A 12841-nucleotide genomic window follows, 5' to 3' on the forward strand; every position below is an offset into this window, starting at 1 on the left:
ACCGCCGCCAACGTGAGCTGACCGCTCGGGCACAAGGCTCTTCGGGGCGCGCCGCACACGGCATCACGTGACACGCCCTGACGAGCCCGGCACGACGCAACGCGGCGGACCCGGGTCGGCCCCCACTGCCGACCCGGGTCCGCCGCTTCCCCCGGCCACCCGGTCACCGCACGTCGACGGTGACCCTCCACCCGACGATGGCGTGGCAGGACACGCCGCCGGGTTCGGCGCCCGGGCAGGCGTGCCGGAAGCCGCTCAGCTGGGCACTGCCGGTCCGTGCGCCGCGGTAGACGCCGGGCGAGACCTCGGTGAGCGCGCCGCCGTGCTCGACGGCGGGCACGTCCTTCTTGTCGATCTGCACCCGCAGGGTGCTGCCCACGCTCAGGCACACCTCGCGCGCGCCGGTGCCGTCCAGGTCGACCACGGTGTCGCCGCAGTCCGGCTGTGAGCTCGCGCTGCTCGGGTCGGGCGCTCCCACCCGGACCCCGCTGGCCGAGCCGCACCCCGTCACCAGCATCAAGGACGCGACGGCCGCCCCCGCGGCCGCGGCTATCCGAGCGCGCATCGTCCATCCTCCTTCGCCCGGGCCGCCCTTGGTCGGGGGGCGGCCGGTCCTGGATGGGACGCAGCGGGGACGCGCCTGGTTCCCCTGGGGCAGGTGGGAGCCGGCTCCGGGGAGCCACCCGGCCGCCCCGGGGGATGGTTCAGTGCTCGGTGACCCGTCCGCCGGCGACCTCGATCCGGCGCGTGGTGTGCACCGCGTCCAGCATCCGGCGGTCGTGGGTGACGAGCAGCAGCGTGCCCTCGTAGGAGGCGAGCGCGGACTCCAGCTGCTCGATGGCGGGCAGGTCGAGGTGGTTGGTGGGCTCGTCGAGCACCAGCAGGTTCACGCCCCTGGCCTGCAGCAGTGCCAGGGCCGCCCGGGTCCGCTCGCCGGGCGACAGGGTGGCGGCCGGGCGCAGCACGTGGTCGGCCTTGAGGCCGAACTTGGCCAGCAGCGTGCGGATCTCCGCGGGTTCGAGGTCGGGCGCCGGACCGCGGAAGGCGTCCAGCAGCGTCTCCTCGCCCCGGAACAGGCCACGGGCCTGGTCGACCTCGCCGACCAGCACGCCCGGGCCGAGTGCGGCCGTCCCCTCGTCCAGCGGCAGGCGGCCGAGCAGCGCGGCCAGCAGCGTCGACTTGCCGGCACCGTTGGCGCCGGTGATCGCGACCCGGTCCGCCCAGTCGATCTGCAGGTCGACCGGGCCGAACCCGAAGGAACCGCGCCGCACCCGGGCGCCGCGCAGCGTGGCCACCACGGCCCCCGAGCGGGGTGCCGCGGCGATCTGCATCCGCAGCTCCCACTCCTTGCGCGGCTCCTCGACGACGTCCAGCCGCTCGATCAGCCGCTCGGTCTGCCGGGCCTTGGCGGCCTGCTTCTCGCTGCCCTCCGCCCGCGCCTTGCGGGCGATCTTGTCGCCGTCGGGGGCCTTGCGCAGGGCGTTGCGGGTGCCCTTGTCCATCCAGTTGCGCTGCATCCGGGCCCTGGCCTCCAGGGAGGCCTTGGTGTCGGCGTACTCCTCGTACTCCTCGCGGGCGTGCCGCCGCGCGGTGGCGCGTTCCTCCAGGTAGGAGGCGTAGCCGCCGCCGAAGACGGACACCTGCTGCTGGGCGAGGTCGAGTTCGACGACGCTGGTGACGGTCCGGGTGAGGAACTCGCGGTCGTGGCTGACCAGGACGGTGCCGGACCGCAGCCCGGTGACGAACTTCTCCAGGCGCTCCAGGCCGTCCAGGTCCAGGTCGTTGGTGGGCTCGTCGAGCAGGAAGACGTCGTAGCGGCTGAGCAGCAGGGAGGCCAGGCCCGCGCGGGCCGCCTGGCCGCCGGACAGCGAGCGCATGTCCGCGTCGAGGCTGATGCCGAGACCGAGCGAGGCGGCGGCCTCGTCGGCGCGGTCGTCCAGGTCGGCGCCGCCGAGGGCGAGCCAGCGGTCGAGTCCGGTGGCGTAGGCGTCGTCGGCGCCGGGGGTCCCGTCGACGAGTGCCTGGGTGGCGGCGTCGAGCGCGGCCTGGGCGGCGGCCACGCCCGTGCGGCGGGCGAGGAAGTCGCGGACGGACTCGGCACGGCGGTCCGGCTCCTGCGGCAGGTGGCCGACGTTGGCGTCGGCCGGGCTCAGCCGCAGCGTCCCCTCCTCGGGGGCGGTGAGGCCGGCGAGGAGCCGCAGCAGCGTGGACTTGCCGGCGCCGTTGGCACCGACCAGCCCGATGACGTCGCCCGGGCCCACGACCAGGTCGAGCCCGGAGAACAGGGCACGGTCGCCGTGCGCCGCGGCGAGGTTCTTGGCAACGAGAGTGGCACTCATCAGGCCCTGGATCCTAACGGTTCGCTTCGCGGGGATCCCACTTGTAGCGGGCTCACCCGGGCCTGGCCCGGATCCGGGCCGACACCCGGGTGCCTGATTGCGCCTGGGCTCGTCCCTCCGGCCGGGGGACGTCGGGCCCGCCTTCGCCGGCAAATCCGTTCGGCCGGCGCCGGAGACCGTGCCAGCATGGCCGGTATGACGACGACCCGAGAGGTACATGCCGCGTAGGCGGCCACGACAGGTCCGTAAGAGCGCCGGGCGCCGCGGACCACATGACCTGCAGCCGGCGATCGACGGCCTGTCCTACCGGACGCGGTACGAGGTCCACCGCCTCGAGAGCACCCGCAACTACCTGAACGCCGGGGACGTCGGGCTGGCCGTGCACCTGTGGAAGGTGCACATGTGCCGCCCCGAGCGGCAGCTCTGGGAAGCGGCCGAAGCGGACGACCCGCACGGGTACTGCTGCGGCGACCCGTACGCGGGCCGCGCCCTTCTCGACGCGGTCGTGCGGGCCCTGTCCCGCCGGGGCGCCCGTGAACTGCGCGAGGTCATCGACTGGCTGGACGGCCTCTGACCGGTGAGGTGGCCGTGGCCCACCCGGGCCGCCCGCGGGAACGGACGGACCCCGGGCGGAGGGGAAAATCATGCATGCGTGCTTGATTGTTTCTGGGGGCGCTGCCACGCTCGGGTCGCACGCTGTCACACACCGGCTGCAACCGAGAGGTGGCCATGGCCGACCCGCAGTCCGTACGCAGTCTTCTGGACGATCTCCGCGCCGAGAGCGATGCGCTCGACAGCCTCGTCGCGGGGCTGCCGGCCGAGCGATGGGCGGAGGCCACGCCCGCCGAGGGGTGGACCGTCGCGCACCAGGTCGCCCATCTGGCCTGGACCGACCACCAGGCCCTGCTGGCGATCGAGGACCCGGACGCGTTCGCCGCGGAACTGACGTACGCCGTCGACCATTTGGACACCTACGTCGACGAGGCCGCCGCCCAGGGCGCACAGATGCCGGCGGCCACACTGCTGGAGGCATGGCGGTCCAGCCGGGCCCGGCTGTGGGCGACCCTCGTCGCACAGCCGCCCGGCGTCCGTCACCCGTGGTACGGGCCGCCGATGAGCACCGCCGCGGTGGCCAACGGGCGGCTGATGGAGACCTGGGCGCACGGCCAGGACATCGCCGACACGCTGGGCGTGCGGCGCGCTCCCACCGCGCGGCTGCGCCACGTCGTGCGGATCGCCGTCCGCGCCCGGGACTACGCCTTCGCCGCGCACGGCCGTCCGGCCCCGCGGGAGGAGTTCCGCTGGGAACTCACCGCTCCCGACGGCTCGTTGTGGACCTTCGGCCCGGACGGCGCCGAACAGCGGGTGACGGGACCGGCGTTGGACCTCTGCCTGCTGGCCGTCCAGCGCCGCCACCGCGACGACCTCGCGCTGCACGCCCAGGGCGAGGACGCCGACGCCTGGCTGTCGATCGCCCAGGCGTTCGCCGGACCGCCCGGCAAGGGCCGCGCGGCCGCCGGACCGGCCGGGAGCGCGCTCCGGCCGGACGGAGGTGCGTCGTGACGGCCCCCTCCGTGCCCACTGCGTCCACTGCGTCCGCTGTGCCCACTGCGTCCACCGTGACGGCCGCATCCGCGGACTTCGCCGAGCGCCGGGCGACCATGCTGGAGCGGCTGGCCGAGGTGGCGGCCGCCCACGCGGAGGCGCTGGCCGGCGGCGGGCCCAAGTACCAGGAACGGCACCGCCGTCGGGGCAAGCTGACCGCCCGGGAGCGGATCGAGCTGCTGCTCGACCCGGACACGCCGTTCCTGGAACTGTCACCGCTCGCGGGGTGGGGCAGCGACTTCGCCACCGGCGCTTCGATCGTCACCGGCATCGGTGTCGTGGAGGGTGTCGAGTGCCTGGTGACGGCCAACGACCCGACCGTACGCGGCGGCGCGAGCAACCCCTGGACGCTGAAGAAGGCACTGCGGGCCAACGAGATCGCCTTCGCCAACCGGCTGCCCGTGATCAGCCTGGTGGAGTCGGGCGGCGCGGACCTGCCGAGCCAGAAGGAGATCTTCATCCCCGGCGGGGCGCTCTTCCGCGACCTGACGCGACTGTCGGCGGCCGGAATCCCCACCGTGGCCGTGGTGTTCGGCAACTCCACCGCGGGCGGCGCGTACGTGCCGGGGATGTCCGACCACGTCATCATGGTCAAGGAGCGCTCGAAGGTCTTCCTCGGCGGTCCGCCGCTGGTGAAGATGGCCACCGGCGAGGAGAGCGACGACGAGGAGCTCGGCGGCGCCGACATGCACGCCCGCGTCTCGGGCCTCGCCGACTACTTCGCGCTGGACGAGCCCGACGCGCTGCGCACCGCCCGCCGGGTCGTCGCCCGGCTCAACTGGCGCAAGCTGGGGCCCGATCCGCGACCCGCGCCGCGCCCGCCGCTGTTCGACGAGGAGGACCTGCTCGGCATCGTGCCGGGCGACCTGCGCACGCCGTTCGACCCGCGCGAGGTCATCGTGCGGGTCGCCGACGGCTCCGCCTTCGACGAGTTCAAGCCGCTGTACGGGCCCAGCCTGGCCACCGGGTGGGCCGAGATCCACGGCTACCCGGTCGGCGTGCTGGCCAACGCGCAGGGTGTGCTGTTCAGCGCGGAGTCCCAGAAGGCCGCCCAGTTCATCCAGTTGGCCAACCAGCGCGACATCCCCCTGATCTTCCTCCACAACACGACCGGCTACATGGTCGGCCGCGAGTACGAGCAGGGCGGCATCATCAAGCACGGCTCGATGATGATCAACGCGGTCTCCAACTCGAAGGTCCCGCATATCTCGGTGCTGATGGGCGCGAGTTACGGCGCCGGTCACTACGGGATGTGCGGGCGCGCGTACGAGCCGCGGTTCCTGTTCTCCTGGCCCAGCGCGAAGTCCGCGGTGATGGGACCGGCGCAGCTCGCGGGCGTGCTGTCCATCGTGGCCCGGCAGTCGGCGCTGGCCAAGGGCCAACCGTACGACGAGGCCGGTGACGCGGCGCTGCGGGCGATGGTCGAGCAGCAGATCGAGGCGGAGTCGCTGCCGATGTTCCTGTCGGGACGGCTCTACGACGACGGGGTGATCGACCCGCGGGACACGCGCACGGTGCTGGGCCTGTGCCTGTCCGCGGTCCACGGCGCCCCGGTCGAGGGCGCGCGTGGTGGCTTCGGCGTCTTCCGGATGTGAGGGGCGGAACGGATGAGCAGTGAGTCGAACGGCATCGGCGCACCCGGGACGGCGCCCGCCCCCGCGGACCGGGTGGAGATCGGTTCGGTCCTGGTGGCCAACCGCGGCGAGATCGCCCGGCGGGTCTTCCGCACCTGCCGCGATCTGGGCATCACCACCGTCGCCGTCTACGGCGACCCGGACGCGGACGCCGCGCACGTCCGCGAGGCCGACGCGGCGGTGCGCCTGCCGGGCAGCGCGCCTGCGGACACCTACCTGCGCGCCGACCTGCTGGTGGCGGCGGCGCTCGCCTCGGGCGCGGACGCGGTTCACCCGGGCTACGGATTCCTCTCGGAGAGCGGCGAGTTCGCGCGCGCCGTGCGGGACGCCGGGCTCGTCTGGATCGGGCCGTCGCCGGACGCGGTCGCGGCGATGGGGTCGAAGACACGCGCCAAGGAGCTGATGGCGGCGGCCGGTGTCCCGGTGTTCGGCGCGCTGGACCCCGGCGCGGTCGGCGCCGGCGACCTGCCGCTGCTGGTGAAGGCGGCCGCGGGCGGCGGCGGACGCGGCATGCGTGTCGTGCGCGAACTGGACCGATTGCAGGAGGAGTTGGCCGCCGCACGACAGGAGGCGCGGTCGGCGTTCGGCGACGGCGAGGTGTTCCTGGAGCCGTACGCGGAAGGGGCCCGGCATGTCGAGGTCCAGGTGCTGGCCGACACGCACGGGACGGTGTGGGTGCTCGGCGAGCGGGACTGCTCACTGCAGCGGCGCCACCAGAAGGTGATCGAGGAGACACCGGCCCCGGCACTGCCCGACGACGTGCGCACGGCGCTGCACACGGCGGCGGCGCGCGCGGCCCGCTCGATCGGCTACACGGGCGCGGGCACGGTGGAGTTCCTGGTCGCCCGCGACGGACGGCCGTACTTCCTGGAGATGAACACCCGTCTGCAGGTGGAGCATCCGGTCACCGAGTGCGTCACCGGGCTCGACCTCGTGGCCTGGCAGATCCGCGTCGCGGAGGGCGCCGCGCTCCCGCCGGAACCGCCGCGGCCGCACGGCCACGCGGTCGAGGCCCGGCTGTACGCGGAGGACCCCGCACACGGCTGGCAGCCGCAGCCCGGGCTCTTTCACCTGCTCGAAGTCCCGGGCGTGGACGCGGAGTTCACCGTCCTTCCCGAACGGGACGCCGGACTGCGGCTCGACGCGGGCGTGACGAGCGGCGACACCATCGGCGTGCACTACGACCCGATGCTGGCGAAGGTCGTCGCGTGGGCGCCGACCCGGGGCGAGGCCGTCCGCCGGCTGGCCCGGGCGCTGGAACGGGCCAGGCTGCACGGCCCGCGCACCAACCGCGATCTGCTCGTCCGCGCCCTGCGCCACCCGGAGTTCGCGGCGGCGCGGCTGGACACGGCGTTCCTCGATCGGCACGCGGCGGAGTTTGGCGTGCGGCAGGGCGGTGAGAGCGCCGGGGCCGGCGCGGCGGCAGGGGACGCGCCGGTCGCGGGCGCCACGGCAGTGGACCAACCGGTGGCGGGCCCTGAGGGCACGGCGGACGGCACGGCGGGCGGCGCGACCCAGGCCCCTCCTACGGGTGCGGACGGCCTCGACACCCCTGCTGGAGAGCTCGGCGACGGCGATCCCGGCGGCGTCGGCGCCGCGCAGGACCCGGTGGCGCTCGCAGCCCTGGCCGCCGCCCTGGCCGACGCGGCCCGGCGGACGGCGGGGACATCCGGCGACGCGGGTCGAAGCAGTGCGGGCGATACTTCCGCGCCACGGCACGGCATCGCCGTCCCCGGCGGCGGGGCCACCGGCAGGGGCGCGGCTGTCGCGATGGGCCTCGGGGGCTGGCGAAACGTTCCCTCGCAACCGCAGCTGAAGCGTTTCCGCGCCGAGGCCACCGGCGTCGCGTATGACGTCCGCTACCGCCTGGACCGGAACGGCCTGACCGCGCCGGACTTCCCCGGCGTGGCGGTGGTGAGCGCCACCGCGGGCCGCGTGGTGCTGGACGTGGCGGGCGTCCGGCACGGGTTCGACGTGGCCACCTACGCCGAACGGGTGTTCGTGGACTCGCCGTTCGTGTGCACCGCACTGACCGCACTCCCCCGCTTCACCGAGCCCGCAGAGCGCACCGCACCCGGCTCACTGCGTGCGCCGATGCCCGGCACGGTCGTCCGGATAGGTGAATTCTCGCCGGGCGACCGCGTCGAGGCCGGCAGCCCCCTGCTGTGGCTGGAGGCGATGAAGATGGAACACCTGATCGCCGCGCCCACCGCGGGGACCCTCACCGAACTCACCGCCGACGTCGGCCTTCAGGTCGAACTCGGTGCCGTACTGGCCGTCGTCAAGGAGGAAACGGGACCATGACCACCGTCCGCAGCACCTTCGACACCACCCTGCTGGAGAGCGAGGAACGACGGGCGCTGCGCGAGGCCGTCGGGACGCTCGGACGCCGTTACGGGCGCGCCTACTTCACGGCGGCCGTGCGCGACGGCAAGCACACCGACGCGCTGTGGCAGGAGGCCGGCGGGCTCGGCTACCTGGGCGTGAACCTGCCGGAGGAGTACGGCGGCGGTGGCGGCGGCATGGCCGAACTGTCCATCGTGCTGGAGGAGCTGGGCGCGGCGGGATGCCCGCTGCTGCTCCTGATCGTCTCCCCCGCGATCTGCGGGACGGTCATCGCGCGGTTCGGGACCGCCGAGCAGAAGCAGCGCTGGCTGCCGGGTCTCGCGGACGGCTCGCTGCGGATGGCCTTCGGCATCACCGAGCCGGAAGCCGGCTCCAACTCGCACCGCATCACCACCACGGCCCGCCGCGACCCGGCCACCGGCGGCTGGCTGCTGACCGGCCGCAAGGTGTTCATCTCAGGCGTCGACATCGCCGACGCGACGCTCGTCGTGGGACGCACCGAGGACGCCAGGACGGGGAAGCTCAAGCCCTGCCTGTTCATCGTCGAACGGGAGACCCCGGGCTTCGAGTACCGGCAGATCGAGATGGAACTGTCCGCTCCGGAGAAGCAGTTCCAGCTCTTCCTCGACGACGTGGCGCTGCCCGCCGAGGCGCTGGTGGGCGACGAGGACGCCGGACTGCTGCAGCTGTTCGCCGGGCTCAATCCCGAGCGCATCATGACCGCCGCGTTCTCGGTCGGCATGGGCCGCTACGCACTGGCCACGGCGGTCGACTACGCCCGCACCCGGCAGGTGTGGAAGGAGCCGATCGGTTCGCACCAGGCCATCGCCCACCCGCTGGCCCAGGCCCACATCGAGCTGGAACTGGCCCGGCTGATGATGCAGAAGGCCGCCTACCTCTACGACGCCGGTGACGACATGGGCGCGGGCGAGGCGGCGAACATGGCCAAGTACGCGGCGGCCGAGGCCGGCGCCCGCGCCGTCGACCAGGCGGTGCACACCCTGGGCGGCAACGGCCTGACCGCGGAGTACGGCCTGGCCTCGATGCTCACCGCGTCCCGGGTCGGCCGAATAGCCCCGGTCAGCCGTGAGATGATCCTCAACTTCGTCTCGCACTACACCCTCGGCCTGCCCAAGTCCTACTGACGGGCGGGGCGTCGCCCACCGCGCCGGAGGGCCGGCCGAACGGATCCGGGCCCACCCCGCCGTCCCGCCGGGCCCGCCAGGACCTCCCCGACCACCCGCTCACGACAGGAGCCCGCAGTGACCACAGCGCCGCTCGTGCGGCGGCACACCGACCGCGGTGTCGCCGTACTCACGCTCGACTCGCCGGGCAACCGCAACGCCCTGTCCGCCGAGCTGATCGCCGATCTGGCGGCCGCCCTCGACGAGGCGGGGGCGGACCCGAGCGTCCGGGCCGTGCTGCTCACCCACGCCGGCACGTCCTTCTGCGCGGGCGCCGACCTCAAGTCGACCGGGATCCACAAGGGGCCGCGGCTCCTGGTGGACCTGATGCGGCAGATCGCCGTGCTGCCCAAGCCGGTGGTCGCGCGGGTCGACGGGCATGTACGGGCCGGCGGCCTGGGCCTGCTGGCGGCCTGCGACATCTCCGTGGCGACCGGCGCCGCCTCGTTCGCCTTCACCGAGAGCCGGCTGGGGCTGGCGCCCGCGGTGGCGTCCCTGCCGGTGCTGGCCAGGGCCGACCGGCGGGCCGCCGCCCGGTGGATCATCACCGGCGAGCGGTTCGGCACGGCCGAGGCGGTGCGCATGGGCCTCGTCACCGCCGAGGACGACGCCCTGGACGGCATCCTGGCGGGGCTGCGAGCCGCCTCCCCCCAGGGGCTCACGGCGTCGAAGGCGCTGACCACGGCGGCGTTCCTGGAGCGGCTCGACGCCGACGCCGAGGCGCTCTGCCAGGAGAGCGCCCGGCTGTTCGCGTCCGAGGACGCGGCCGAGGGCGTGCGTGCCCTGCTCGAACGACGGGACCCGCCGTGGGCACTGTGACCGAGCGGGCGCCCAAGCAGGACCGCAGCCGCGCCACCCGGCAGCGCATCCTGGAGGCCGCGGTGGCCTGCCTGGCCGAGCACGGCTGGTCGGGCAGCACGGTCGCGGTGGTGTGCACCCGCGCGGGGGTGTCCAGGGGCGCCGCCCAGCACCACTTCCGCACCCGGGAGGAGCTGTTCACCGCGGCCATCGCGCACGTGGCCGAGCAGTGGCTGACCGCGGTCCGCGAGCGCGCCCGGGCGCTTCCCCGGGAGGGCCAGGACCGGACCTACGCGGTCGTGGACATGCTGGTCGCGGTCCACACAGGGCCGCTGTTCCGGGCGGCGCTGCACCTGTGGGTCGCGGCCGGTGAGGAGGAGGCTCTGCGGCCGAGGGTCGGCGCGCTGGAGGCCCGGATCGGCCGGGAGGCGCACCGGCTGGCCGTGGACTTCCTCGGCGCGGACGAGACGCAGCCGGGGGTGCGGGAGACCGTGCAGGGTGTGCTGGACATGGCCCGCGGGCTCGGCCTGGCCAACCTGCTCAGCGACGACTCGACGCGCCGCTCCGGGATCGTCCGCCAGTGGTCCCGCATCCTCGACGCGGAGCTGCGCCGGGGGGCGGAGGGCTGAGGCCCGGCGCCCCGGGTCCTGCCCCGGGGCAGGCGACGCGGTCGTCGGAGGCGCCAGTGCTGTGCCGGCGGCCGTGGCGATGCGGTCGGTGCCGGACCGTCCGTCCCCGCCGGCACCGAGGGCCGGTGGCAGACGCCCGGTTCGCCCGCCGGTCGAGCCTGGCCTTGAGTCGCGGTCCGCGCGCCGGGCGGGGTTCTGGCCCCCGCGGGATGCGGTCCGCCCCCCCCGGGTGGGGCATAGCCTCCGCGGGCCGCGGTTCGCCTGCCGGACGGAACCCGGCCCCCGCGGGCCACGATTCGCCCGGGCCTGTCGCCCCCGGCGGGCCGCGGTCCGCCAGGGGGGCGGAGTTCTGGCCCTCCACGGGCCGCGATTCGCCCGCCGTTGCCGGGCCTGACACCCCCGCGCGCTGCGGTCCGCCCCCTGCGGGCTACGTTCCAGCCGGGCCTGTTCGGATGAACGGTCACCATCAGAGGAGCGGGGTCCCCCAGGGTTCGCCCGCGAGGTGCCCCCGGCCCGAGCGACCGGTCATCGGCCGGAGGTCCGGAGCGGAGCGGAGCGAACCGCCGCTTCGGGGCGTTGGACGGAGTGCGGCACGCATCGCGGCCGGTCGGGTGTGCTCAGTGCAGGGAGGCGTCCGCGGGGCCGGTGGCGAGCCGGGTGAATCGCACGCGCAGGCCGTCGTGCAGCGGGGAGCAGCAGAAGGGGCCGGCGTGGGCGTCCGCGGCCGGGTCGAGCCAGGCCAGACGCACCATGCGCCAGGGCTCGCCGCCGCAGCGCGCCCGTACCGTCACCGCGTCGCCGGCGCGGCTGACCCGGACGGTGACCTCGCGTCCGGTCCACTCGGGGACCGGGGCCAGCGACCAGTCGGAGGTGCCGTGCGTGACGACGGCGCCCAACTGCGGCGCGCCGTCGGACCGTTCGATCCCCGCTTTGATCCAGTTCTCCGCGTCGGCCCGGACCAGGACACCGGCCTGGTCGTACAGCTCGGGGAAGTCCGCGACGAAGGAGACCTCGACGGCGGTGCCCGGCGGGAAGGGGCTCAGCAGCGCGTGGCCGTCGTCATGGACGAAGCCGTAGCTCGTGGTGCGCCAGAAGTCGCTGCCCTCGCGGGTGGTGACGACGAGCCCGGTGCCGTCCTCGCGCACATCGGCGGGCGGGTTGAGCCAGCGGCCGTCGGCCCAGGGCAGGTCACGTTCGGTCGGTGAGGTCACGGATGTACCGCCATTCGGTCGCGCACGGCCGGTAGCCGAGCCATCGGTTGACGGCCAGCATCGGTTCGTTGCCGTCGTCGTTGCTGGTGTAGGCCTCGCGGAGTCCGCGCGTGCGGGCGAGGTGCAGCGAGTGGGCCTTGGCCGCCTTGGCCAGGCCGCGGCCGCGGTGGGCGCGGCGGATTCCGGTGCCGCCGGACCAGTACCGCGTGCGGCCGTCGGTCTCCACGATGAGCATCCCGGCGACCTCACCGTCCACCACCGGCACGATGCTCAGCTCCGGGTCGAAGCCGGGCCGGTCCCAGGTCACGGCCTTCCAGTCGGCGAGGGAGATGGCGTCGGAGTTCACGTCGCCGGGCTCGTCCTGGAAGGCCTCCTGGTCGGCCGCGTGCAGCGGGCTCGGGTCGTCGGCCCAATGGGACGCCGGGAGCAGCTCCACCCCGGCCGGCAGCTCGGGCACGGCCGGCAGCGATCCGGCGTCCGTCAGGCCGAGGCGCTGGAAGCTCGCCGAACGGCCGCGCCGGTAGGCGTGGCGGGCGGCGAAAGCGTGCGCGCCGGGGTCGTCCGCGGCCCAGGCGTAGACGGTGTGGGCCCCTTTGCCGGTCAGGTGCTCTTCGGCCGCCGCCAGCAGGGCGCCGCCCACGCCGCGGTGGCGCGCGCCGGGCGCGACGGTGAGGTTGGCGAAGGACAGCCCCGTGTCGCTGGTGTCGGCGAACAAGCCGGTCCTGACGCATCCCACGGGCGTGCCGCCCTCCTCGGCCACCAGCAGCCGGAAGTGCTGGCGCGCGGGCGAGCGTGTGACCTGGGCGTGCAGGCCGTCGGGCGTCACCACGAGGTACGGCGCGGTCGCGTAGAGCAGTTCGGAGAGGGGGACGCTGTCCCCGTCGCGGTAGTCCCGCACGATCAAGGTCACGGTGAGGCACCCTACGCGCCGCGCCTTCGCAGTGCCCGGGGTTTTCGGTGGGGGGCGGGGAGGCTGGGGCCTCGGTCCTCGGGTCTCGGGTTCTGGGGCGTCGGGGGGCGGCCTGTGGCTGACTGCGGCTGACTGCGGCTGACTGCGGACCTTTTCAGGTCGGGTCACGGATGATCGCGTGCCCG

11 protein-coding genes are annotated in these 12841 nt (G+C 74.5%); 7 read left to right on the plus strand and 4 right to left on the minus strand.

Translation table 11 applies throughout. The annotated features are described in order from the left end of the window. Positions 1 to 163: 163 nt before the first annotated feature. Both K7862_RS09405 and K7862_RS09410 read right to left on the minus strand, forming a co-directional pair. The gene (locus K7862_RS09405; RefSeq protein WP_222962008.1) at positions 164 to 565 is read right to left on the minus strand and encodes a hypothetical protein; all 402 of its coding nucleotides are present in this window, start codon (positions 563 to 565) and stop codon (positions 164 to 166) included. A 139-nt stretch (positions 566 to 704) separates the two neighbouring features. Continuing rightward, the gene (locus tag K7862_RS09410; RefSeq protein WP_222962009.1) at positions 705 to 2339 is read right to left on the minus strand and encodes an ABC-F family ATP-binding cassette domain-containing protein; all 1635 of its coding nucleotides are present in this window, start codon (positions 2337 to 2339) and stop codon (positions 705 to 707) included. 217 nt (positions 2340 to 2556) lie between these two features. Between K7862_RS09410 and K7862_RS09415 the strand changes: the two genes are divergently transcribed. The 7 genes from K7862_RS09415 to K7862_RS09450 all read left to right on the plus strand — a co-directional run bounded on the left by K7862_RS09415 (position 2557) and on the right by K7862_RS09450 (position 10535). Then, positions 2557 to 2913, plus strand: a complete 357-nt coding sequence (locus tag K7862_RS09415) for a hypothetical protein (protein ID WP_262412904.1) — start codon at positions 2557 to 2559, stop codon at positions 2911 to 2913. A gap of 155 nt (positions 2914 to 3068) precedes the next feature. Continuing rightward, entirely contained in the window at positions 3069 to 3902 is an 834-nt protein-coding gene (locus K7862_RS09420) for a TIGR03084 family metal-binding protein (protein WP_222962010.1), read from the plus strand. Between the two features lie 98 nt (positions 3903 to 4000). Continuing rightward, positions 4001 to 5539, plus strand: coding sequence for an acyl-CoA carboxylase subunit beta (locus tag K7862_RS09425; RefSeq protein ID WP_222962164.1), 1539 nt, complete (start codon positions 4001 to 4003; stop codon positions 5537 to 5539). 12 nt (positions 5540 to 5551) lie between these two features. Continuing rightward, a complete protein-coding gene (locus K7862_RS37435; RefSeq protein WP_262412905.1) occupies positions 5552 to 7882 on the plus strand; it encodes an acetyl/propionyl/methylcrotonyl-CoA carboxylase subunit alpha in 2331 nt (776 codons plus the stop codon). Beyond that, on the plus strand, positions 7879 to 9069 hold the full coding sequence (locus K7862_RS09440) for an acyl-CoA dehydrogenase family protein (protein ID WP_222962011.1): 1191 nt from the start codon (positions 7879 to 7881) through the stop codon (positions 9067 to 9069). Before K7862_RS37435 ends, K7862_RS09440 begins: the two co-directional genes overlap by 4 nt. 117 nt (positions 9070 to 9186) lie before the next feature. Then, positions 9187 to 9927, plus strand: coding sequence for an enoyl-CoA hydratase family protein (locus K7862_RS09445; RefSeq protein WP_222962012.1), 741 nt, complete (start codon positions 9187 to 9189; stop codon positions 9925 to 9927). After that, positions 9915 to 10535 (plus strand): TetR/AcrR family transcriptional regulator, encoded by a 621-nt coding sequence (locus K7862_RS09450; protein ID WP_222962013.1) that lies wholly within the window; start codon positions 9915 to 9917, stop codon positions 10533 to 10535. Before K7862_RS09445 ends, K7862_RS09450 begins: the two co-directional genes overlap by 13 nt. 617 nt (positions 10536 to 11152) lie before the next feature. Here the strand turns inward: K7862_RS09450 and K7862_RS09455 are convergent. Continuing rightward, positions 11153 to 11746, minus strand: coding sequence for a DUF1349 domain-containing protein (locus K7862_RS09455; protein ID WP_308011915.1), 594 nt, complete (start codon positions 11744 to 11746; stop codon positions 11153 to 11155). Beyond that, positions 11724 to 12656 carry a GNAT family N-acetyltransferase gene (locus K7862_RS09460; protein WP_308011916.1) on the minus strand — a complete coding sequence of 311 codons (933 nt, stop codon included), beginning with the start codon at positions 12654 to 12656 and terminating at the stop codon, positions 11724 to 11726. Before K7862_RS09460 ends, K7862_RS09455 begins: the two co-directional genes overlap by 23 nt. Positions 12657 to 12841: the final 185 nt, after the last annotated feature.

It is taken from the genome of Actinacidiphila acidipaludis, from assembly GCF_019890725.1.
Taxonomy (GTDB): Bacteria; Actinomycetota; Actinomycetes; order Streptomycetales; family Streptomycetaceae; genus Actinacidiphila; species Actinacidiphila acidipaludis.